This window comes from Pedobacter chinensis, assembly GCF_003339865.1.
GTDB classification, from domain to species: domain Bacteria; phylum Bacteroidota; class Bacteroidia; order Sphingobacteriales; family Sphingobacteriaceae; genus Pedobacter; species Pedobacter chinensis.
In genome coordinates, this window is sequence record NZ_QPKV01000012.1 from 61,812 (window position 1) to 84,969 (window position 23,158).

17 protein-coding genes are annotated in these 23,158 nt (G+C 45.4%); 3 read left to right on the top strand and 14 right to left on the bottom strand.

Annotation, left to right across the window (positions count from 1 at the left end; translation table 11 throughout):
- Nucleotides 1-486 precede the first annotated feature (486 nt).
- The 3 genes from DU508_RS20630 to DU508_RS20640 are packed head-to-tail and all read left to right on the top strand — an operon-like array spanning nucleotide 487 to nucleotide 3,361.
- The gene (locus DU508_RS20630; protein WP_056095197.1) at nucleotides 487-1,689 is read left to right on the top strand and encodes a di-heme oxidoredictase family protein; all 1,203 of its coding nucleotides are present in this window, start codon (nucleotides 487-489) and stop codon (nucleotides 1,687-1,689) included.
- 2 nt (nucleotides 1,690-1,691) lie between these two features.
- Nucleotides 1,692-2,138: a QcrA and Rieske domain-containing protein gene (locus tag DU508_RS20635; RefSeq protein WP_056095200.1), complete on the top strand. Its 447-nt coding sequence runs from the start codon at nucleotides 1,692-1,694 to the stop codon at nucleotides 2,136-2,138.
- On the top strand, nucleotides 2,135-3,361 hold the full coding sequence (locus DU508_RS20640; protein WP_056095202.1) for a hypothetical protein: 1,227 nt from the start codon (nucleotides 2,135-2,137) through the stop codon (nucleotides 3,359-3,361). The genes DU508_RS20635 and DU508_RS20640 overlap by 4 nt, the downstream gene beginning before the upstream one ends.
- Nucleotides 3,362-3,427: 66 nt before the next feature.
- Here the strand turns inward: DU508_RS20640 and DU508_RS20645 are convergent, their stop codons facing one another.
- From DU508_RS20645 to DU508_RS20710, 14 genes are all read right to left on the bottom strand, one after another.
- Nucleotides 3,428-4,129 carry an HD domain-containing protein gene (locus DU508_RS20645; RefSeq protein ID WP_115404618.1) on the bottom strand — a complete coding sequence of 234 codons (702 nt, stop codon included), beginning with the start codon at nucleotides 4,127-4,129 and terminating at the stop codon, nucleotides 3,428-3,430.
- Nucleotides 4,130-4,136: 7 nt separating this feature from the next.
- Nucleotides 4,137-6,086, bottom strand: coding sequence for an LTA synthase family protein (locus tag DU508_RS20650; protein ID WP_056095210.1), 1,950 nt, complete (start codon nucleotides 6,084-6,086; stop codon nucleotides 4,137-4,139).
- A gap of 3 nt (nucleotides 6,087-6,089) precedes the next feature.
- Nucleotides 6,090-6,338 carry a hypothetical protein gene (locus DU508_RS20655; protein ID WP_147273669.1) on the bottom strand — a complete coding sequence of 83 codons (249 nt, stop codon included), beginning with the start codon at nucleotides 6,336-6,338 and terminating at the stop codon, nucleotides 6,090-6,092.
- 98 nt (nucleotides 6,339-6,436) lie between these two features.
- Complete coding sequence (locus DU508_RS24005; protein WP_167398035.1) at nucleotides 6,437-6,613, bottom strand: DUF2188 domain-containing protein; 177 nt, start codon at nucleotides 6,611-6,613, stop codon at nucleotides 6,437-6,439.
- Between the two features lie 22 nt (nucleotides 6,614-6,635).
- The gene (locus DU508_RS20660) at nucleotides 6,636-7,322 is read right to left on the bottom strand and encodes a DUF1345 domain-containing protein (RefSeq protein WP_056095215.1); all 687 of its coding nucleotides are present in this window, start codon (nucleotides 7,320-7,322) and stop codon (nucleotides 6,636-6,638) included.
- Between the two features lie 9 nt (nucleotides 7,323-7,331).
- Complete coding sequence (locus tag DU508_RS20665; RefSeq protein ID WP_056095217.1) at nucleotides 7,332-8,075, bottom strand: ZIP family metal transporter; 744 nt, start codon at nucleotides 8,073-8,075, stop codon at nucleotides 7,332-7,334.
- On the bottom strand, nucleotides 8,065-8,598 hold the full coding sequence (locus DU508_RS20670; protein ID WP_197413309.1) for a divalent metal cation transporter: 534 nt from the start codon (nucleotides 8,596-8,598) through the stop codon (nucleotides 8,065-8,067). The genes DU508_RS20665 and DU508_RS20670 overlap by 11 nt, the downstream gene beginning before the upstream one ends.
- A gap of 3 nt (nucleotides 8,599-8,601) precedes the next feature.
- Nucleotides 8,602-10,794: a heavy metal translocating P-type ATPase gene (locus DU508_RS20675; RefSeq protein WP_056095221.1), complete on the bottom strand. Its 2,193-nt coding sequence runs from the start codon at nucleotides 10,792-10,794 to the stop codon at nucleotides 8,602-8,604.
- Between the two features lie 148 nt (nucleotides 10,795-10,942).
- Nucleotides 10,943-12,175, bottom strand: coding sequence for an efflux RND transporter periplasmic adaptor subunit (locus DU508_RS20680; RefSeq protein ID WP_056095224.1), 1,233 nt, complete (start codon nucleotides 12,173-12,175; stop codon nucleotides 10,943-10,945).
- A gap of 10 nt (nucleotides 12,176-12,185) precedes the next feature.
- Nucleotides 12,186-16,568, bottom strand: a complete 4,383-nt coding sequence (locus tag DU508_RS20685) for a CusA/CzcA family heavy metal efflux RND transporter (RefSeq protein WP_109932806.1) — start codon at nucleotides 16,566-16,568, stop codon at nucleotides 12,186-12,188.
- Nucleotides 16,569-16,672: 104 nt separating this feature from the next.
- Nucleotides 16,673-16,993 (bottom strand): DUF6660 family protein, encoded by a 321-nt coding sequence (locus DU508_RS24385; RefSeq protein WP_146202963.1) that lies wholly within the window; start codon nucleotides 16,991-16,993, stop codon nucleotides 16,673-16,675.
- 419 nt (nucleotides 16,994-17,412) lie between these two features.
- A complete protein-coding gene (locus tag DU508_RS20695) occupies nucleotides 17,413-19,593 on the bottom strand; it encodes a TonB-dependent receptor (RefSeq protein ID WP_056095233.1) in 2,181 nt (726 codons plus the stop codon).
- A gap of 716 nt (nucleotides 19,594-20,309) precedes the next feature.
- Nucleotides 20,310-20,633, bottom strand: a complete 324-nt coding sequence (locus DU508_RS20705) for a hypothetical protein (protein ID WP_056095240.1) — start codon at nucleotides 20,631-20,633, stop codon at nucleotides 20,310-20,312.
- Nucleotides 20,617-23,154 carry a heavy metal translocating P-type ATPase gene (locus DU508_RS20710; RefSeq protein WP_090985884.1) on the bottom strand — a complete coding sequence of 846 codons (2,538 nt, stop codon included), beginning with the start codon at nucleotides 23,152-23,154 and terminating at the stop codon, nucleotides 20,617-20,619. Before DU508_RS20710 ends, DU508_RS20705 begins: the two co-directional genes overlap by 17 nt.
- Nucleotides 23,155-23,158: the final 4 nt, after the last annotated feature.

Genomic DNA, 23,158 nt, shown 5'->3' on the forward strand with positions numbered 1-23,158 from the left:
GTGAACGCTAGTTTCATTTAGTTCAATTACTATTTTTCTGAAAAATGCTAATCCCACGGTATGGCGGCTATCGTGAATTGTTCACAAGAAAATGACTGGAACTTTTTTCCGTTTTGCACCAGTTACCTTTCTCCCAGATTAAATAAAAAGCCCTCGTTTTCGCTTTCAATTACAAATACTATTTTATCTTTTAGAAATGCCTTTCTCGTATAGCGCTTTCACCCAACACGGTCAGATGGAAATCGGTTTCTAATTTCCAAAACGAAACGATTCGAAGCATTCTGCACCAGGCGTAAAAGTACTGCGAAAATATAATGTTCTTTAATCCGGTTCGGTTGAAATGATCATCGCTTAAACACTTAAGCGTGGGACAGTTACAGAACGAAACAAAAAAAAACGGCAGCCCTAAAATATATTTTAGATAAACCTAAATTTATTTTTAGTCTTTTCTGTTTTTATTATTAGATTTACAAAAAATCAGATAACATGCAGAAAAGATTACCCATTGTCCTGCTTTCACTTATGAGCCTAGTTGCTATAATGGTGTCCTGTGAGAAGATAATCCCTTCTTCTCCAAAAGAGGATGAAATTCTTGATGGCCCGGTGGAAGGACTCAGCTATGACCAGCTCAGACGTTTCGCTTTGGGAGATGCGGCCTTTAACAATGAGATATTTACTCCTGCGAATGGCCTTGGTCCTGGCTTTGTTGCAACCAGCTGCGGAAGCTGCCATGCTGGAGACGGCAAAGGCCATCCCTTTACTACGCTGGTCCGTTTCGGGCAGACCGATGAGACAGGCAATAAATTTTTGGACCAGGGAGGCCCACAACTGCAGAACAGGGCTATTCCCGGGTACAAACCTGAGCAAATCCCAGCAGACGCCAGCTTTTCAAAATTTACACCGCCTGCCAATACCGGCCTTGGCTTTCTCGAACTGGTAGCTGATGCAGATATACTAGCTATGGCTGACCCCCAGGATCTGGATAATGACGGCATTTCTGGTGTCCCAAATTACGCAGTGCTTCCGTCATATGTTCAGGCCTTTAACAACGCTATTGCACTGAAGGGAAAATATATCCATCGTTTTGGAAAAAAGGCGGCAGCATATAACCTGCTCCACCAGACTGTTAATGCCTACAACCAGGATATCGGGATAACTTCAAGCTTTGATCCTGTGGATGCCTATACGCGGATGGTGATTGATCCTGAAATTTCCACACTTACAGTGAATAACGTGGTGTTTTATCTACAGACGCTAAAAGCGCCCATACAGCGCGATGCCGGAAATGCCGAAGTTGAAACCGGCAGGAAACTGTTCGAAAAGATCAACTGTTCAGGCTGTCACAAGCCTACCCTAAAAACAGTTTTTTCCCCAGTGGTTGCTCTATCCAACAAAGAATTCCATCCCTATACCGACCTGCTGCTTCACGATATGGGACCTGGGCTGGACGATGGTTATACGGAAGGATCGGCTAAGACCTTCGAATGGAGGACCCCGCCCCTATGGGGACTGGGACTTTCGATGAATTCACAGGGTGGATCTTATCATCTGCTGCATGACGGAAGGGCAAAAAGCATCGAAGAGGCGGTAACCCTTCATGGAGGAGAGGCATCTGCAAGCCGCAACAGGTTCAACCAGCTGTCTGGGGCAGAAAGAAATGCCATGCTGAGATTTTTAGAATCACTATAGAAATGAAAAGAAAAGATTTTATAAAAGGCTGTGGAATGGCCTGCCTTGGAGGCCTTGGGATCACCACGTTGATCAGTGGATGCAGCAGCCTGGTGCCGGCGACGGGCGAGATTGCAGGGGATAACCTGGTCGTAGAAATGAAGGACTTTGAAATCAGACAGGAAAAAAATGTCCAGTTCAAAAGATACATTGTAGTCAGCAATGACCTGCTCCGATATCCCATCTGTATCTACCGGCATGATGAACTGAATTATTCTGCACTATGGATGCAGTGCACCCACCAGGGAACCGAGCTCCAGGCTTTCGGAGACAGGCTTCAATGTCCGGCCCATGGAAGTGAATTTGACAATAAGGGCAGAATGACAAATGGTCCGGCAGAAGCAAACTTAAGAACTTTCCCCATTACCATAGAAAAAACCAGGATCAAAATTTCACTGAAGGCAGTATGAAAAAACTCTTTACGCTTATCATATCTATTGGTATCGGTCAGATGGCTTTTGCCCAGATCGACCCGAAACTTTTAAGGGCCAAACCCAGTGATACAGCAAAAAACTCACTCAACATGGATGCAGTTTATGAACGGCCTTTTATTGCCGTGGGAAAACTTCCGGTATCAGTGGGCGGGTATATGGAAGCCAACTGGCAGTATCAGGGTACAGACGGGATCTCTGAAGGACAGCAGTTCCAGTTCAGAAGGATGACGCTATTTGTAGCCTCAACCATTTCCAAGCGCATCAAGTTCCTTTCCGAGATCGAATTTGAACCTGCTGAAAAAGAAATAGCGGTTGAATTTGCTGCGCTGGATCTGGAACTGCACCCCTTGCTTAATTTAAGGGGTGGAATGATATTAAATCCCATTGGTGCATTCAACCAGAACCATGACGGTCCTAAATGGGAATTCACCGACCGTCCGATCGCCATGACACAGATGCTGCCTGCAACCTGGAGCAGTGCAGGATTCGGGATTTATGGCAAGAACTATAGCGGTGACTGGATGCTGGGCTACGAGTTATATGCCACAAGCAGCTTTGACGATTCCATTATTGCAAACCCTGAAAACAGAACCTCTCTGGCTGCCTCAAAAAGGAATCCGGAAAGGTTTGAAGAAATTGCAAGCGGGCAGCCGCTTCTAACGGGAAAGGTTGCGGTACGCAGGAACAATATAGGCGAACTCGGCGTATCCTATATGGGAGGTGTTTACAATAAATGGCAGTCGGACGGAATTGTTATCGATGACAAACGCAGGTTAAATGTTTTCGCCATAGACTTTAACACTACACTTCCCAAACTTAAGACCTTCATCACCGCTGAGTGGGCATGGATCAGGGTAGATGTTCCCGACACCTATTCCCAGCAGTTCGGGAGCCGTCAGATGGGCGGATATATAGATATTGTTCAACCTGTGATCAAAAAAACGATTCTGGGCTGGCAGCATTCTGTTGTAAGTTTAGCCTGCAGGGTAGAGTATGTGGACTGGAATGTAGGGAAGTTCAGGGAGACCGGCGGGAATATTGGTGATGAACTTTTCAGCGTAATGCCCGGCATCAGTTTCAGGCCAAGGCAACAAACCGTGCTGAGGTTTTCCTACCGAAAACAGTGGCAGAAGGATATCCTTGGAAACCCGCCTGCCAGAACCGGAGCGGTGCAGTTCGGGGTGTCAACCTATTTTTAATGATACCAGCCAGGATAAAAGCGACAAGAAGCCTAAGAGTATATCCCATTCATTGTCCAAATCCATTTAGGGTGTTTGGCCTGATTTATTTTTTATGCGTTCCCGCACCAAATGGATATTATTTTGCTTTCCCTGCGAGAGCATAGACTTGCAATAAGGCGTAAAAAAACGGTGGGCTGATAGAAATGCAAGTGTTTCTTTATCCCAATGGCTTAGGTCCACATCTGCCCTTTTCTGCATTTCGCGCGCAACCTTTGCATCGGTGATGAGAAATTCCTCATTGCCCAGGTTATAGGTATCCGCATCACAGATAATTTCTTCAAGGATATTGCTAGGGCTATGTGGAATGGAGGTGGAGAGTATGCAGCGGCCGATGGCGGAAATGATATCCGGTGCAATCCCTTTATCTGAAAGAAACTCTTCCATCAGCCGCACGCTTCGATGCTCATGGCCGGCAGGAGGCCCAGTTAGCTGCCCGGTGTCATGAAACCATGCGGCAGAGAAAAGTATGAATTCCTGAAGGTCATCCAGGCGAAAATTGGAAGCGATTTCCTGGGTCCTTTTGACCACAAGTCTGGTATGATCCAGATCGTGGTATGCCAGGTCAGCCTGCCAGTGCTCCTCAAAAAGATAGCTTACATAAGCTTGAACATCTCCTATAAGCATACTGAAGATGTTTCTGCGCCTGCGCTTAAAAAAGTATTTACCTGTTAGCAGGATCACAGACCCCGCTAGCACACAGATCAATAATAACTGATAATCATTCATAATATTCTTATTTTTTTAATCCGCCTGTCCTAAAGAGATAATAGGCACTCTGATAATAAGAAATGGCTTCCCTTCCAAGTGTTTCAGAAGATTTCGCCGAGGTCTGTGTATTGGTTTTGAAATCATAATGATAGCTCTGCGGAGGCTTCCTTGGACTGAGTACCACAAGGGTGTCGCTACGGAGATAACCGAGCTTTTGATAGGTTCCTAGCAAGATCCTTGGGCGGTACCCGGCTGATCTAACATCCATACCGAAGTTATTGCTCTCAAAGTCCCATTTCAACAGGCCGAACAAGGTTGGATAGAGATCTATCTGTGAGCAAAGGCTGGGAATTATTGAAGGGGGCTGTCCATTGAGGTTGTATATCATCGCCGGGATATGGTAACGGGAGATATCAATCTCGTTCTTTCCTGCGCTTTCCGCGCAGTGATCGGCAACGAATATAAACACGGTATTGCTGAACCATGGCTTTTTCCGGACCTGTCTTAAAAATTCCCCAATGGCATAATCGGTATATTTTACTGCGCCCTCTCTTCCCGTGCCTGGTGGGATATCTATCTTTCCTTTGGGATAGGTAAAGGGCCGATGGTTGGAAGTGGTCATGACAAAATCGTAGAAAGGTTTCTTTAACGAGTGCCTTTTATCCGCATCACGGATTACCGCAGCGAAAAGATCCCCGTCCGAAACGCCCCAGGCATTTTCAAAGCTCACTTCGCTATCGCTCAGGATGGTCCGCTTTCCCAGATAGGCATCACCCATTGTAAGCTTCCTCCCCCTATCTGTTATGTCATAGCCATTGCTTCCGAAGAACTGGTTCATATTGTCAAAGTAACCGTCCCCGCCATAAAAAAAGCCTGTGGAATACCCACGTTTGGAAAAAATACTGCCTATTGTGCTCAGGTTTGCATTATTGCTCCTCCTTACAATACTATTCCCCGGTGTTGGCGGAACGGCGAGGGAAAGCGCCTCCATCCCTCGCACGGTACGGGTGCCTGTTGCATACATGCGCTCAAATAGGATGCTCTCTTTGGCCAGCGAATCCAGAACAGGTGTCAGTTTTTGTGTATTGCCAAAAGTGCCCATATAATCAGCGCTGAAACTCTCCATGACCACCATGATGACATTGGGTTCCGTCTGGCCATTACCGGCCAGAACCGATCTACGTACCGAAGGACCTTTGAAAATAAACCTGCTAGAGGAAGAGGAGAGTTCTTTTCTTACCAAATTGAAGGCAAGCTGATTTGTGAGCATCGGATAAAACTGATCGTAGCTAAGTTCATTCGCCTTGAAGGCCGCTACGAAAGAATATATCCCTGCTTTGGAAATTTCTGCCGCATAACGGTTACCGCTTTTATCCCCCCAGGAGTTATCTATCTCGATCGTATAGAATATTGCTGTCAGAATGATCAGGGCTGTATTTACCGATCGACGGGCAAAAGGTGTAGCAGACTCGAAGCTCTTCCTGAACGCCCCCTTCATAAGATAGTTCCATAAAAAGGAGATTATGACAACAGCTGAAATCAAAAGCGGCAGCGGATAGGACTCGTTGATGTTGTGCACAACCTCATAAGTATAGACCAGATAATCTACTGCTATAAAGTTAAAACGGCTCTCAAATTCCCGCCAAAAAGTAAATTCTGCGAAAAAAGAAAATACCGAAATCAAGACCATCAGAAAAAGAAGGATATGGGTAAACACCTTGTTAAATCCAGTCCTGTTCCATTTTTGGGGAAGGATGAGCAGATAAAAGGCATAAATTACACTGAAATATGTGGCCACCCCAAGATCGAAGACGAATCCTTTAGCAAAGGCGGTGAGGATTTCTCCAAATCCCAGCCCCGCCTTTCCGAGCGAAATCGCAGTAAAACTGATCCTCAGCATGGTCGAGACACAGATGAAGAAAAAGATAAAGAAATATAGTACACTATATCGGCTTTTCATAAAAATCTGCTTCATGGTTTATTTTTTAGATCCGGGGGTGTTGATAACAGAATCGTTGTTTTTTTCGTTGGTATCCTTGTCCCAATGTGAATTATAGAAATGTTTGGCTTTAAAATAAATGGCGAGTGCCAGCAGCAGCGCCAGTATCCAATAAAATACCATCAGGAAAACCGATTTCTTTGGCCCCTTGGCCTTTTTCTTTTTTGGAGCTGTTCCCCCACCCCTGGCAGCAGCAGGCCTGGGCCTGTTGTTTCTTTTGATCTGCATTTTATTCAATGTTTTAAGATCGGTCAGGAGCCTTGTGGATACCTTTCCGCGGTTTGGATTATATTTTGTGTGATCAGGGGATAGTCTTTGCACTGCCATTATCCCTCCAGGCTGATAAACCATTGCTGGGCCCTGTTGATGGCGACCTCAACAATATTGAGCTCGCTTACCTCTTTGGTAATTCTAAGCTCGTTGGCGATCTCGATCGCTTTTTCCCTTACCCTTGGGTCAAGGTCCTTCATCTCAAGTGGAAAATTTTCTGGTGTCCAGTCCATAGGTTTTTAGTTTTAAATTAAATTATTTTTGGATCATGCCCGAGAGCACATTGATTGTCAGGGCAACTATTACTGTATTAAAGGCAAATGAAAGAACACCGTGCATCCATGCAAGCCTTCGGATCCGTTTGGAGGAGATTTCTACGTCAGATACCTGAAAAGTCATTCCAACCACGAAAGCGAAATAGACAAAATCCATATAATCGGGATCTTCTCCTCCCGGAAAGATCAGTCCTCCGGGTTTTTCTATTTTTCCTTTCTTCTCATGCTCGATGTCACAGTAATAGAAATGTGCATATCGCATGGTAAAGACCGTATGAACCAACCACCATGAGCTAACCACGCAGAGCAACGGAATAACGATAGTCATAAAAAGGCCCTGATCGGTCTTTTCCGAATTTTCACGCAAAAGGATAATAATGGAAAAAAGACTGGCGAATGCAGCAGCTATGGCAAAAAGAAAAATGAGCGTCCTGCTTGAATCCTGCGCATGGGCATCGTGTTTTATCTGACTGGGATGCGAGGAGCTAATGGTTGTCCATGCAAGCGCTATGCTGGTTGTTGCATAGCTTAGCCATACAACCATCAACCTGACAGAGGCTTCCAGTTCCGTAGCATAGCAAATACCAAGGACGGCAAGAGCAACACCCAGGGAGAGGTAAAGTTTATGGTGCGCATCGAACTGACTGATTTTAGCGATAATATTCATCGGTTTAGATTAAATAATGAGCCCCAGAACCATAAACAGAAGAAATCCTAAGAAAAAAGCCGCGGTAAAAAATGGAGAATCCTTTTCTTCATGGGCTTCGACAAGAAGTTCCTCGGTAACTAAAAACAGTAATGCTGCGCTACCAAATGAGAGCACAAGTTCCAGTACTTTTTCTCCTGTAAAATGCAGCATAAAAAAACCTCCCCCTGTTCCCAATAGAAAAACCAGGCCAAATAGCGAGAGCACCCTGATCAGCCTCCTTTTGGAACTTCCAAGCTTGGTCAGCCTGGTACCTACTGCAAGTCCCAGCGAAAGGCATTCCATCGCAAGTGCCAGTGCAAGCAGGGTTCCTTCTTTTGATCCCGCTGCAAATCCTATCCCTAAAAGAAGACCGTCCAAGAGCAGGTCAATGCCTACCGCGATAAGCATTCCCCAAGGCAACAGCTTGCTGTCGTTTGTTCCGCCCATTTTGAGCTCAAGCCTGGCGGTATACCATTTGATCAGAAGCATGGCCGAAATACCCAAGGTAAAACCTATAATTATCGCGGTTGTATCATGGATCCTGATCATATCTGGCAAAAGCTCGACTGCCACGACTGAAAAAACTACCCCTGCAGCAAAGTGGAGGATCGTACTCTGCACAGCAGCCGTGGGCTTTTTCCAGGTTACGATCATTCCACCGACTATAAGTAAGACGACCGGAAACGCTGCAAACAGCAGTATGTTTAATGAAATAAGTTGTTTAGCCTGCATAATTCTTTCTTAAATAAAATCTATAGGCACCAAAGGAAAGGTACCCTAGATTGAGGTCGAGGCATGTGCCGATAAGAATCTCCATGGGGGTCAGGAACAGATATTTCAGCACTGAGCCAAGTGTCGAGTAAGGCAGATAGATGATGAAGAATAGAGGTACTCCGGTAAAGAGCACACTAAAAACAATTGCATGAACGGCAGGAAATATGAGATGCTCCACAGCGTCCATATCAGCGATATCGGCACCAATGTTCAGGACGATTGCCGGCACGCTGAATATGATCAACAGGTACAATACCCATTTTGGATAGTGTTTCCTAAGCGTTTTGGTCAGCCTGATACGGTCGCAATCCTGGATTGCAGCCATCAGGGGGAATGTATTGATCATTGCCCAAAGCGTTGCCAGACCATATTTTGCACCGCCCCGTGAATAGGTGGAAATACCTGATGGGTCATCGTCACTCGCACCGGTAACGATGCCCGGCCCCAGGGCTTTCAGGAATTTTTTAACCTTTTTGAACATGCCTTATTTTTTCCTCTTTTTCGGTGCTTTTTTATTATGTCCGTTGTCGTAAGCAAGTAAGCGCAGCGCATTAAACACTACGACCAACGTCGATCCCTCGTGGGCGATTACTGCCGGTCCGATCGAAGCGACACCCAGTATGGTCAGTGGAATAAGTGCGGCGACAACACCAAGGGAAATCCAGAGGTTCTGTTTAATGATGCCCCGGGCTTTACGGCTAAGCCCGATGGCAAAGGGAAGACTTTCCAGCTTATCGCCCATCAGGGCAATATCTGCTGTTTCCAAAGCAACATCAGATCCCGCAGCGCCCATAGCGATACCTACGGTACTTTTGGCCATGGCCGGGGCATCATTCACGCCGTCTCCCACCATCGCAACCATTTTTTCTGATTTGGCGAGTTTCTGTACTGCCTTGACTTTGTCTTCCGGCATAAGGTTGCCCCATGCCTCGGTTACACCGATCTGTTTAGCTACCGCTTCTGCAACCTGTTGGTTGTCCCCGGTTAGCATAATCATTTTTTTGATCCCCAGCTCTTCGAGTTCTTTAAGCACATGTTTTGCCTCTTCACGGGGAACATCCATAAGGGAAAGAATGCCGATGAAATCTTTATCGACCCTGACAAGCATTGAAGTATGTCCGCCCTTTTCCAGCTCTTCAACCTGTTTGAGAATATCTTCGGGTATTCCATCCTTTTCAAAAAGGGCCTTGTTTCCAATGAATACTTTTTTACCGTTGACCTCAGCCTGAACACCTCTTCCGGTAATGCCTTTCACGTTATGTGCCTCAGGAACGGATTTTTTCTTCATCTTTTCGAGTGCGCCTTTTACAATTGCTTCGGCCAGCGGGTGGTCGCTGAGTTTTTCAACTGCAACAGCAATACCCATTAGTTCCTCTTCTGACATGTCGTTCAGTGGAATCACGTTTGTGAGCTGGGGCTTGCCTTCGGTAAGTGTTCCGGTCTTGTCGAACGCGATGGCGTTGAGTTCGCCCAGATCTTCCAGTGGCCGCCCTCCCTTTATAAGGACTCCGCCACGTGCAGCCCTTGCAATACCGCTAAGTACTGCGCTTGGGGTAGAAATCGCCAAAGCGCACGGGCTGGCAGCAACCAGTACGGACATCGCGCGGTAGAAACTTTTGCTAAAAGGCTCATCGATAACCAGGAATGCAAAACATAGTGCGGTCACAAGAACCAGTACAACTGGAACGAAATACTTTTCGAACCTGTCGGTAAATAGCTGCGTTGGGGATTTTTGTTTTTCCGCCTCATTTACCATTTTGATCAGGCGTGAGATGGTAGAATCCTTGGCTTCCCTGATTACCTTAACCTCCAGAACCGATGCTCCGTTGATTGTTCCGGCAAATACACGGAACTGGGGCTTGATGGTTTTTTCGGCAGAATAGTCCTTTGATGCGTCCGGTACGGGTGATTTGTCCACTGGCACACTCTCTCCTGTTATAGGGGCCTGATTGACACTGCCCTCACCCTTTACAACCACTCCGTCTGCCGGAATCTTGCTGTTGGGCTTGATGATAATGACATCTCCAAGCTGAAGCTCTTCGATGCGCACTTCAGATTCCTTGCCATCCCGGACAACCAGGGCTGTCGGGGGAGCCAGACTGGTAAGGGCAGCTATGGATTTTCTTGCCTTGCCCATCGCATAGTGTTCCATCGCATGTCCCAGACTGAACAGGAAGAGCAATAATGCGCCTTCGGCCCAGGAGCCCAGGATCGCTGCGCCGATTGCGGCGACCAGCATCAGAAAGTCGATCTCAAAGCCACCTTTCAATATAGTTTCAACTGCTTCCTTGGCCGTAAAGAAACCGCCAAAGAAATAGGCTGTTATGTAGAGTGCAAGGCTTGCCCATTCGGGAACACCGTCTATGAAAGAAATTCCAAATCCTATCCCCAGCGCCGCGCCACAGATAAAGGCGAAGATCATTTCCGTGTTCTTCCCGAAAATCCCGCCATGTTCATGATCATGGCCTTCCTCTTCAGCATGGTCAAGATGAGCCTCTTTCTCCTTTTCAGCTTCTTTTCCCTTCCTGGATGGTTTTTCAGAAATAGGCTGTGAAGAAGTTTTGGTTTCTTCCTTTACCGGCTTCGCTTTTGTTTCTTTGGAATCTGAGCCTTCCTTCCGGACTACAGGCTTTTTGGCAGATGATTTGGTGTCGGATTTTTTCTTCTTGTTTTCCATATCGGGGTAAATTGATTTTTGTTGAATATTCAGGGCAACCGCTTTATCTGTATTCTCTGCCCGTGTGGGTTCACTTTTTTTAAAAAGATGCCTCCCTAACGAGGCACCTTTTATTCAATGTGTGTACTAAAAATTCTTTGTGGGGACTTTACTCTTCTTCGCTGTTCTTCATTTTTGACAGCAGATCATATGTACCTTTAAGTACAACCTTGCCTGTAAAATCCCGTCCCGAAGGCATAGTTACCTCTATATAACCGCCATCGGATATACCCGTTGTAACCTCTACCATTTCGAAATGATGGCCGGCCTCAGTGGCGCTTTCTTTGTTTCCCGACTCGTTTTTTGCTGGTTCCTTTGCCTTTTTTTCCGCCGAGTTCTGGACGAAAATGTATTTTTTGCCCTCAAAGTCTACAACCGCTGCAGAAGGCAAAGCCATTACCTGCACGGCACCTGTTTCGATGAAAGCCTTAAGGTAAGTACCAGGGATAAACCCGGCGCTTCCCTGGGCAATAGCATGAACGGTCACGGTCTTATCGGCATTGATCTCACCGCCTACCAGCTGTACGACAGCAGTACGCTGGGTTGAATCATTGGTGAGTGAAAAAAGCACCTTCTGTCCTTTTTTTACCTTTTGTGCATCTTTCTCGAAAACGTTGAGCTCAACGTGGAGATTCGAACTGTTTACGATTTCGAACATTGCATCATTGGGGGCCACAAATTTGCCCGTATTTACGTTAACCTTGGTTACATAGCCATTGATCGGCGAGTAGATATTTATCTGGCTACGGATATTGCCGGCGTTTAGCGAGGACGGATTGATATTGATCAGTTGAAGACGTTGCTTTAATGCATTTTCCCTTGCAAGATTTCCCAGATAAGCTGCTTTGGCCTGTTGGAGTGTTTTTTGAGCATTAACGTTTTGCTGGGCAAGGGTCTGTTGTCTTTTGTATTCAGAATCCGAAAGTTCAAGCTGGCTTTTGCTCTCCAGGTAATCCTGTTGCATCTGCACATATTCCTGATTCTGGAGTATGGCAATAACCTGACCTTTGCTCACCTTTGTCCCCTGTAAAAGCGGAGTGGATTTTACAATACCGCCCATCTGAGTGGTAATGCTCACCAGGTTCTGTGGTGGCACGTCAATAAAGCCATTTACTTTCAGCATACCGCTGAGTGCACGGAGCTCGGGACTTCCCAGCTCTATCCCTACAGACTTGAACTGTGACTGGCTGAGCTCTACTGAGTTGCTTTCCTCGGTGGCCGTGCTGTCTGCAGAGGCTTCTGTTCCAGCGCCATCTTTTTCCTTGCTGCCGCAGGAAGAAAGCACTACTGCCAGTGCCCCAATGTAAGATAATCGGCTGAGGGCTTTTAATATTTTTTTCATTTTTATATTGTTATTGACCTTTTAGGTACTGTAATGTGTATACTGATTGATTGTATTGGTTGATGGCCTCCAGATAGCTGAAGCGGATATCAGAGTAGGTACGCAGGGCCTGCAGATACTCTACATAGCCGATCTCCCCTGCCTGAAATGCAATCTGGGACTGCTTTAGGATCAGGTTGGCATTCGGCAGGGCACTGTTCTTATAATAGGCGATACTTCTGGAATTTTTCTGAAGGTCCTGGAAGGCCTGCTCATACCTTCCACGAAGATCTGTCTGGGAAAGGATAAAATCGCTTTCGGCTACCTGCTTATCTATCTTTGCGGCTTTTATCCTTGAGGAGAAAGGCTTAAAGAAAAGCGGTATGGAGATCCCGGCGGAAACTCCCTGAAAACGTTTGCCTCCATTAAAATAAAGATCCTGACCGCCAACATTCTGTGCTCCGATAATGGACTGGTTGAAATAGCCGATACTGAAATCGGGGCCGGAGCGTGAGCGCTCGAGCCTTACCGTCTTGTCGGCAATATCTATCTGCTGGGCCTGCAGCGCAAGAATTGGATTTTCTGATGTAATGGTATCAGCCTGGCTAACATTCCAGACTACCTGGCCAAAGTCCGCGTTCATGATACTGATCTGTTCCCTGGTATTGAGCAAACGCTTAAGTTCGGCGGTATAGGCAAGGATATCAGCTTCGTTCTTGCTCATCTGGTTGCGAACCTCATTATACTGAGTTTCGGCGGTAGTTTTTTCAAGCAGATTGGTCTCTCCTGCCTGGTACCTCAATGAGGCGGCCTTCAGAAAGTTACTGTAAACACTGTCCTGGCTTTTGTAAAGCTTTTGAAGGGCAATGAAATAGCCCAACTGGGCGTAAACGCTTTTCACCTGATAGGAAAGTTCTCTTTGTGTTACCTGAAGGCCGATTTCGGCTCCCCTGATCTGCGCATCATACAAGTTGCGCTGACTTTTGAACAGCCCCGGATAGGGTATGTTCTGAGAGGCCGAAAAGTTATTGTCGCGTTTGATGGTATTCATCTGTCCGTACTGCACCTCAAAGCTGGTCTTTCCAAGATCTGTTGAGGATCCCCTTAGCGCCTGTTGCCTGCCAATCTGCAGGGTTGAGGATTTCAAAGCCTGGTTATTACTCAATGCTGTGCTCAAAGCCTGCTCAAGGCTCATACCCTTGGTGGGAACCGTCTGCGCCTGCGCCTGTCCCGATAAAATGAAAAGTCCAAAAAACACCGCTAGGGTAACTACAGTTGTTGGAAGGGCAGTTTTTTTGCTTTTCCAACCTTCAAAATAAGTATATAGCACTGGAAGTACGATTAAGGTTAATATGGTGGAAGTAATCAGTCCCCCGATTACTACGGTTGCTAACGGTTTCTGCACCTCAGCGCCTGCTGCACTGGATATTGCCATTGGAAGGAACCCAAGAGAGGCTACAGTTGCGGTCATCAGTACAGGTCTCAGACGGATAGCAGTTCCCTTGAGGACAATGTCCCTTATACTATATTTATCCATTTTTTTCAATCTGTTGAATTCGGTAATCAGTACGATTCCGTTGAGCACGGCTACCCCGAATAATGCAATAAATCCAACACCGGCGGAAATGCTGAAAGGCATTCCCCTCAGGATTAATGCAAATATTCCCCCGATTGCGGCCATCGGAATAGCAGAAAAAATCAGTATCGACTGTTTTACAGATCCAAATGAGAAATACAGTAATAGCAATATCAGTAAAAGTGCAACCGGAACGGCAATAGAAAGCCTTTGTGTCGCCTCTTTTAAGTTTTCGAACTGCCCTCCATAGGTAATGTAATATCCTGCGGGCATTTTGATCTGTTCGTTTATTTTCTGCTCAATCTCTGTTACCACACTCTGGATATCACGGCCACGGACATTCAGCCCCACTATGATGCGCCGTTTGGTATCCTCACGTTGAATCTGGTTAGGGCCGATCTTAAACTCTATGTCAGCAAGTTGGTCAAGGGGAACCTGATTGCCGTTCGGGGCAGTCACATAGACATTTTTAACATCATCAATACCCTGGCGGTTCTGTTGGGAAAGGCGAACAATGATATCGTAACGCTGCTCTCCCTCGTATACCAGCCCCGCAGACTGTCCTGCAAAAGCAGTATTGAGTGCCTGGTTAACCGTTCCTATGCTCAATCCATATTGTGCAATCCTATCACGGTTGATCTTTACCACTATCTGCGGCAGACCGGTTGCCTGTTCCAGATAGAGATCTTTTGCGCCCTCTACACCCGAAACAATTTTCCCGATCTTTTGGGATATACTGGTGAGGGATTCGAGGTCATCTCCGAAAACTTTGATCCCAATATCCTGTCTAACTCCCGAGATAAGTTCATTTGAGCGTAATTGGATTGGTTGTGAAAAACCGAAGCTCACGCCGGGAACTTCTTCAAGTGCCTTACTCATCATCTCTGCCAGTTCTTCCCTGTCATGGGTAGTGGTCCAGTCTTTTTTATCTTTGAGTATTATGGTCAGATCACATGCTTCCATTGGCATGGGATCGGTAGGAATCTCGGCAGCACCAACCTTACCAATTACTTCTTTCACCTCTGGAAATTTTTCTACAAGGATTTTTGAAGCCTGATTTACTTTATCAATAGTCTGGGAAAGGGAACTGCCGGTAAGTAGCCTGGTTTCTACCGCAAAATCACCTTCCTCCAACGTGGGAATGAATTCTCCCCCCATCCGGGTAAAGATAAAAATACTGATGACCAGAAGAACAACCGATGATGCCACAACAATTATTCTTTTATTGAGTGCAGCCTTGATCATTGGAGTGTAACGGCGCTGAAAAAAATCCATCATCCGATCTGAAAAATTCTTTTTGTGGGCAACTTTTTTGCTTAAGAACAGCGAGGAAACCATAGGAACATAGGTAAGGGACAAAATAAAGGCTCCCAATATGGCAAAGGAAACGGTTTGTGCCATAGGACCGAACATCTTGCCTTCAATACCTACAAGGGCAAGGATGGGAAGATAAACGATCAGAATAATGATCTGTCCAAATGCCGCAGCGCTCATCATCCGCACGGCAGATTTTTCAACCTGCTCATCCATTTCGGCCTGTGTATAAGCGCGGCCAAGCTTATTCCCAGAGAGGATGTGCATTGTGGCTTCCACAATAATTACGGCCCCATCGACGATAAGTCCGAAATCTATCGCGCCAAGACTCATCAGGTTTCCCGATACGCCAAAAAGGTTCATCAGGGAAATCGCAAATAGCATGGCAAGCGGAATCACTGAGGCAACAACCAGCCCGGCCCTAAAATTTCCAAGAAAAAGAACCAGGACAAAAATAACAATCAGGGCGCCCTCGATGAGGTTTTTGGCTACTGTGCCCATGGCACGATCAACAAGCGCACTTCTATCTAAGAACGGCTCAATGGTTACCCCCTTCGGTAGAGTTTTACTGATTCTGTCTATCTTAGCCTTCACCTGTTTTACCACGTTATTGGCATTTGCGCCTTTCAGCATCATTACTATACCGCCAACAGCCTCACCTTCACCATCCTTTGTTGCACGGGTAAGTGCGCCATAACGGATGGAACTACCGATCTGTACGGTGGCGATATCGTGGATAAGCACCGGGATTCCGTTCGCATTGTTTTTGACAACGATCTTATTGATGTCATCAAGATTGCCGACCAGGCCTTCGCTCCTAATAAAATAGGCATTTGGCTTTTTGTCTATATAGGCGCCCCCCGTGTTCTGGTTGTTCTGTTCAAGGGCTGCGAAAACATCGCTGATGCTCAGGTTAAGGCTCCGCAGCTTATCGGGATCAAGCGCAATCTCATACTGTTTCAAAAGGCCACCGAAACTGTTGACCTCTGCAATGCCCGGCGTACCAAGGAGCTGTCTCCTTACAATCCAGTCCTGGATGGTGCGCAGCTCGCGCGCGTTGAATTTCTTTTCGAATCCAGGCTTTGCATGGATCACGTATTGGTATATCTCCCCAAGACCTGTTGATATGGGTGATATTTCTGGATTACCAAGTCCTGATGGGATGTTATTCTTGGCCTCGGCAAGCTTTTCGTTTACCTGTTGCCGGGCCCAGTAGATGTCAACATCATCATGGAATACGATAGTTACAACCGAAAGTCCGAACCTTGAAATGGAGCGTACCTGCTCTATTTCAGGTATGGTGGACATGGTCTGTTCTACGGGATAGGAAATAAGCCTTTCTACCTCCTGGGTAGCAAGGGATGGGCTAAGGGTTATGACCTGAACCTGATTATTGGTGATATCAGGAACGGCATCAATGGGAAGTTGTCTCAGGGAATATACGCCCCATGCGATCAGCCCCAAAGTGAACAGGGCTATTACAAGCTTATTCGCTATTGAAAACTGAATAATTTTTTTCAGCATTATTTGTTTAATTAAGTAAAAAATAAAAAAACCAGATCAATGCACAGCGTAGCCTCGTATGGATTATACGGGCAAAAACATAGCATCGAAATGAAGATCGATTTTTAACTTAATTTAGGCGGCTGCCAAACAGATAATGGTAAAGAGATAACCTCACCCATGTAAGCTTCATTATATTCTGAGCTTATTGGTTTTGAGATTACCACAAGAGGTGTTGAAGAAATAACTTCAGAAGTGGTATTACAGCAGGAACAAACGCAGAACGGTGAACAGAAATCACTGCGTTCTTTTTCTGTAGAATGGGTTGTTATGCTTTTTTCAGTTAATGGTCCACCATGCAACTTACCCATAGCCAATACGTCAGCGCATGGAATGCAGCTGAGTATTACGATAATGAAGCAGAGAAACAAACTGGATATTTTCACTTTCAAAATTTTACCAAATATATAAATTTATTTAGGAACATTTTTTTTTAGTCCTGGTTTGAAAAAATTTAATACTTTTTTATTAAAATAATCATAGCCTATAGGTTTTCACCCATCATTCAAAAGTTCCACCACTTGAACAACCAAACGGAAACCTTCTTTGCCCAAATCAAAAAACTTCATATAATCTGGGTAAAAAGGGAAGGAAGTTTTCATTTATTGATGAGATAAGTCCAGAGGTAAGCCTGAATCTTCCACTAACAGACCTTATCGGCCAGCATAGACTCTTCTGATGGGAAATGTCTTTTAACCGCACCGAAAGCTTCAATTATTCAGCCAGCCAGGGATTTTTTGGCCATCAAATCCCTGGCCCGGCTAAAATGTGAATCCACTACCCAGAAAAGTCGATTACTACAGGTTTAAAGTTTGAATTTTATCCCTCCGTTTACTACAAACCCATCTACAGGCGCATAGATGTCCCTGAAAACAGGGCTAGTAATGCTACCTGTATAGATCGAATCAAAGCTGGTCTGCCTGGTGTCCGTTAAATTCTCAAAATTCACAAAAATTGAAAACCGTTCCCAAAGCTTTTCTGCCATCAGACCAGCTGTCCAATAGCTTTTACCAGTGGCACCATCGTTTAACTTCTGTTTGCTGAAATAGTATGCTTCGGCACCGATCTTCCATTTATCTTCAAGCTCATACATCAATACATTATTTACCCTGTGCTTTGAAACCAGCGGATAATTTGTGCTGGTGCCTCCTGTATGCTGGTTCACATCCGCTAATGTATAACCGATGAAAAGTTTAAAATCACCGTAGGTTACTTTGGCATTTGTTTCCATTCCCCTGGTATCTAAATTACCTTTAGGCTGAACATAGGTCAGGTTGGCTCCATTAGCAGCAGTCAGCAATATCGGGTTATTGATACGGGTATAAAAAAACATCTGATTGATGCTGAATCCAACCGCTCCGTCAAACAATGAGGTGCGATAGTTAACATCATAGTTGGCGCCATAAGAGCGTTCCGCCTTTGTATTGGCCACATCTAAAGGCGCTACATTTCTGAACTGGATCCGCTCAGCATCTTCGGTAAATACAGTTGGTGCCTTATAACCCAGACCACCGCCTAATCGGGTAGAAAAATGTTCATTGATCTTCCACAATCCGGAAATTCTTGGTAAGAAGAAAAATCCGTATTCATTGTGGTAATCTCCCCTTACTCCTGATTCAAGACTAATTTTTTTAGATATGTTCCAGGTGTTCTGTGCAAATGCCCCAATGGTATTATAATTGTAACTTCTGAGTGCATTGTCACTGTTCTGGTCTTCCTTAAAATTGTCGGTCAAAAAGTTCACCCCCAACACCCAGTCTGCTTTTTCTCCGTTACGGCTATAATTGGCCTCACTGTAGGTTGACACTTGAACGCCTGAAAAAAGGTAATTTGGCAACCCAATACTCCGGTCGTAATAGCTCACCGAATTGCGGATAACAAGCTTTTCCTTTTCGCTCAGTCTATGATCCAACTCAACCTGAGAGCTGTAACGCCCGGTTTTATTCTCCTCAAAATAAGAATGGGCAGCACTGCCATTTCCCTTCACATATTCCAGGTCGCCGCCAATCCGTTTTTCAGTTGTGGCGTTGATTCCGGCCAAAAGCGTAGTCGCATCATTGAAATAAAAATATAGTTTGGGGTTCAGGGTGAAACGGTCAAACTTGGGGATAGCGGTTAAGCCAATATCAGAAGGATCATAGGCAGTCCCTTTGTTGTATGCACCATAAACCGTGATACCTATTTTATCAAATTTCTGTCCATAAAAACCACTGGCATCCAGTCCCAAAGCAGAAGTACCGTTTAAAAGGAAATTAAGCTGACGCGCTTCAGTCGGTTTTTTAGAAACCAGGTTCACCAGTCCAGCAATTGCTCCACCTCCGTAAAGGGTGGACGATGAACCTTTGATCACCTCTACCTGCTGCAAATCCAATGGGGCAATCTGAAGCAGGCCCAATCCACCCGAGAAACCAGAGTATAATGGAAAACCGTCCCTAATGATCTGGGTATATTTTCCGTCCAGTCCCTGTATGCGGATACTGGAATTTCCGCTGGTCGCAGAAGTCTGCTGGGTCTGGATGCCTGTGCTTTCTGCCAGCATCATGCGGATGTCGCCAGGTTTCATATTACCTTTTTCGTCCAGTTCTTCCCCGGCGATGACCTCAACCCGTGTAGGAATATTATCAATGGTACGGCTGCTCCTTGTAGCTGAGATCACTACATCCTCTAGTTCCTGGTCTTCTTCAGCTGCAGTAAGTAAAATAGTCAAAACGTTAGTTTCAGCAAGGGGAAAGGTCAGCGTATCAGTTTTGGTCTGATAGCCTACATAACTAAACTGAATGATCTGTTTACCTGAGGGTATACCATTAATACTTGCATTACCTGCACTATCTGATTTAGCGCCAATGGTCGTTCCAAGAACTTTTAACGTAGCTCCTGGAAGTACTTGGTTTGTCTTTGCGTCTTTGATGACGGCTTTATATCTATTTTGGGCAAAGGCGGTAACTGTAAACAACAGTATAGCCAAAACCACAATCGTTCTTTTCATAATGATCTTTAAATAATGATTTCGATAAATATGTCCGGTTAGGACGAGGGAAAAATAAACTACGAAAGTTTGGGCGGCTGCCAGATAGAAATTGAAATGGCCTGTAGCTGAAGTGGGATGTAAGCCGTATTATGCTGTACAGGTAAAAGCTGGGCCGCAAAAACGATCGTTGTCCGTGTAGTGATGGTAAAGCCGATACAGGTACCACAGACATAAAACGGTGAACAGCCTTTGCAACAATTATCGTTATGTTCACTGCAAGCATGTTTTTCCGCTTTATCGGTTTTCAGTACATGGCTATCTTCTCGCGCTAAAGCGCAGCATGGTACCGCGGTTAGCGTATATACGATGAGAGATAAAACCAGGGCAATGAATTTCACGGTGTAAAAGTATAAAATTTACTAATACTCTGTGTTGTTGTTATGTGATATAATAGATTGCAAGATCTGTAAATGAAGAATAAGAGCCTGGCACCCTCAAATTTGACTGTCCAATTGATTGGGGTTATTTCGCAAGCTTCAAGGCATCAGCAAACTCACCGGACAGGGGGACTGTTTATGATAGCTGTGGGGGATGCTTCCACGTCGTGCTCGACACGCTTGAATTCAATTTCAATACTATTTGCATCGGTTGTAGAACAGCCTGCATTTAAGTGAACATAAGGTAACAACCCCTTGGGTCACCGTCGTTAGGCTTTCCGAGGGATCCCAGGTTGATCACATGTTTGAACTTTCAATATGGGGTTTCCAAATTCTGTGATACGGCTTGTGGAAGTGCACCACAAAAAGCAGATCTGCATCAGCTTCTTTAAGCATTTCCAAAACATAGTCTGCATCTGTGTCTATCAGTATGTATTCATCTATACTACTGGTACTGCCGTGCGCGAAAACAAGATTTAGTTTTTCACCGCTCAGTTTATATTCTAACCTGATATGCGCCGGAAGCGTTTTCAAATATCCCCTGTTATCCTCACGCAACGGCCATCGGTAACAGCATCTGCCTTTTTCCTCTACTAAAAAAATATCAGTCGATTTTGGCATTTCTCAATCTCAGGGAATTCAAAATAACGGAAACCGAGCTAAAACTCATCGCGAGTGCAGCTATCATGGGAGAAAGTAAAACTCCAAAAAACGGATATAAAATACCAGCCGCTATCGGAATCCCCAATACATTGTATCCCAGGGCAAAAAACAGGTTTCCTTTGATATTGCCCATTACTTTATGGCTCAACAACCTTGCTTTTGCGATCCCGTTTAAATCCCCCTTCACCAATGTAATCGAGGCACTCTGGATAGCAACGTCTGTTCCCGTGCCCATGGCAATCCCGATATCAGCCTGGGAAAGTGCAGGGGCATCATTGATGCCGTCACCTGCCATGGCTACCTTTTTGCCTTCGGCCTGTAGTTTTTTTATTTCATTCAGCTTATCTTCAGGCAACATCTGAGCTTTGAACCCATCCAGATTTAAAGTTGCGCTTACTGCCCTCGCTGTATCCTCATTGTCTCCGGTAAACATGATTACCTTGATGCCTTCCTGCTGGAGCTTTAGAATAGCAGCTGTGCTGGAATGCTTGATCTTATCCGAAATCACAACAAACCCCACTGCTTTATTTCCAACGGCCAAATAAGAAACCGTCTTGCCCTGCCTTTGAGCGGCACTAACCTGCTCGGACAGACTAGGATCAATCGCCGCTTTAACATGCTCCATCAGTTTTTGGTTCCCCAAAGCCAGTCTTTCCCCATTCAGACTGCCTGTTACGCCCTTCCCGGTAACGGCCTCAAAGTCGGATATAGCCTTAACGGATATTTCGTTTTCCTCCCCATAACGCAAAGTTGCCTGTGCCAATGGATGTTCGCTGCTGCTGTTCAAAGCCACAATTTTCTCCAGGATCTGTTTTTCGGTAAAGCCCTTATCTACGCTAACCACACTTTCAACCGAGGGCTTTCCCTCTGTAACCGTACCAGTTTTATCGATGACCACTACATCAATAGCATTCATTTTCTCAAGAGATTCCGCATTTTTGATCAGTATACCAGACTGAGCGCCCTTCCCTACTCCCACCATTACCGACATTGGGGTAGCCAGGCCTAGCGCACATGGGCATGCAATAATCAATACCGCGATTGCATTTACAAAAGCATAAACATAGGCCGGATCGGGGCCGTATACTGCCCATACCACGAACGTTACAATAGAAATCAATACCACAACAGGCACGAAATAACCTGAAATTTTATCGGCCATCTTTTGGATGGGCGCTTTTGAGCGGCTGGCGGAATTGACCATTTCGATGATCTGGGAAAGCAGTGTTTCTGAGCCTACCTTTTCGGCAAGCATGACAAAGGTCTTTTTACCATTGATGGTTCCTGAACTGATTTTATCCCCTATCTTTTTCTCAACAGGAAGGGGTTCTCCTGTGATCATGGATTCATCAATTACAGCTTCCCCGTTCTTAATACTACCATCCACCGGAATTTTTTCACCAGGCTTTACCCTCAGCAGATCTCCTTTCTGAATATCATCAATAGATACTGATATTTCCTTATCCCCGACCACTTTTGTTGCTGAATTAGGTGCCAGCTTCAACAGCTCCTTAATGGCGCTGTTGGTTTTGCCATGCGCCCGGGCTTCCAAAAGCTGACCGAGCAGTACCAGCGTAAGAATCACGGTTGCCGCCTCAAAATAAACGAAAACGGTGCCGTGATGTGTTTTAAACTGATCAGGAAAAACTCCGGGGAATAGAAGGGCGACAATACTGAAGCCCCAGGATACCCCGGCACCAATCCCAATCAGTGTAAACATGTTCAGTTTCCAGGTAATGATGGATTGCCATGCACGCTGAAAGAACATCCAGGTTGCATAAAAGACCACCGGAATAGAAAGAAAAAACTGAACCCAGTTCCAGTATTTAAGTTCCATTAGATCAAACAAAGGATTGCTGGGAATCATTTCCGTCATGGCAATAACAAAAATGGGTATGGTAAAACCTGCTGCAATCTTGAACTTTTTGAGCAGGGTTTCATAAGTTTTATCTTCTTCTTCAAGGTTTGTCCCTGTAGGTACCAGGTCCATTCCGCAGAGCGGACATGATCCTGGTTTGTCCCTGATAATCTCGGGATGCATGGGGCAGGTAAATTGAGATGCCTGTTTCTTGGCAGGCTGTTTTACCAGGTCCATCCCGCATACAGGGCAATGACTTGGCTTATCATAAGTCTTCTGACCTTGACAGTGCATAGGACAATAAAACAGGCCTCCCGCTTCATTTTTATCATCATTTTCAACCTTGGGACTTTGCTCATGGGTTGAATGATCATGATTAGGATGTTCTGAAGATTTTAGAACATGTTTTCCCTGAACTGCCATTTCAATACCGTAATGTCCGGCGGCAGAAAGAGCCTCCTGCAGCTTTTCCGTCGGGATATGTTCTTGCATAGTTATGACGGCTTCAGCAGGTTCAAGGGTCACCTGTGCAGAAACGCCATCAATCGCATTCAGCACATTTTCGACTTTGCTCCGGCAGCCCTGACAGCTCATTCCGGTTATTTTATAGGTGTGTTCCATGTTT

Coding starts and splice junctions, on each gene's coding strand:
- DU508_RS20630 (WP_056095197.1), top strand. CDS start 487: ATGCAGAAAAGATTACCCATTGTCCTGCTTTCACTTATGAGCCTAGTT.
- DU508_RS20635 (WP_056095200.1), top strand. CDS start 1,692: ATGAAAAGAAAAGATTTTATAAAAGGCTGTGGAATGGCCTGCCTTGGA.
- DU508_RS20640 (WP_056095202.1), top strand. CDS start 2,135: ATGAAAAAACTCTTTACGCTTATCATATCTATTGGTATCGGTCAGATG.
- DU508_RS20645 (WP_115404618.1), bottom strand. CDS start 4,129: ATGAATGATTATCAGTTATTATTGATCTGTGTGCTAGCGGGGTCTGTG.
- DU508_RS20650 (WP_056095210.1), bottom strand. CDS start 6,086: ATGAAGCAGATTTTTATGAAAAGCCGATATAGTGTACTATATTTCTTT.
- DU508_RS20655 (WP_147273669.1), bottom strand. CDS start 6,338: ATGCAGATCAAAAGAAACAACAGGCCCAGGCCTGCTGCTGCCAGGGGT.
- DU508_RS24005 (WP_167398035.1), bottom strand. CDS start 6,613: ATGGACTGGACACCAGAAAATTTTCCACTTGAGATGAAGGACCTTGAC.
- DU508_RS20660 (WP_056095215.1), bottom strand. CDS start 7,322: ATGAATATTATCGCTAAAATCAGTCAGTTCGATGCGCACCATAAACTT.
- DU508_RS20665 (WP_056095217.1), bottom strand. CDS start 8,075: ATGCAGGCTAAACAACTTATTTCATTAAACATACTGCTGTTTGCAGCG.
- DU508_RS20670 (WP_197413309.1), bottom strand. CDS start 8,598: ATGTTCAAAAAGGTTAAAAAATTCCTGAAAGCCCTGGGGCCGGGCATC.
- DU508_RS20675 (WP_056095221.1), bottom strand. CDS start 10,794: ATGGAAAACAAGAAGAAAAAATCCGACACCAAATCATCTGCCAAAAAG.
- DU508_RS20680 (WP_056095224.1), bottom strand. CDS start 12,175: ATGAAAAAAATATTAAAAGCCCTCAGCCGATTATCTTACATTGGGGCA.
- DU508_RS20685 (WP_109932806.1), bottom strand. CDS start 16,568: ATGCTGAAAAAAATTATTCAGTTTTCAATAGCGAATAAGCTTGTAATA.
- DU508_RS20695 (WP_056095233.1), bottom strand. CDS start 19,593: ATGAAAAGAACGATTGTGGTTTTGGCTATACTGTTGTTTACAGTTACC.
- DU508_RS20705 (WP_056095240.1), bottom strand. CDS start 20,633: ATGCCAAAATCGACTGATATTTTTTTAGTAGAGGAAAAAGGCAGATGC.
- DU508_RS20710 (WP_090985884.1), bottom strand. CDS start 23,154: ATGGAACACACCTATAAAATAACCGGAATGAGCTGTCAGGGCTGCCGG.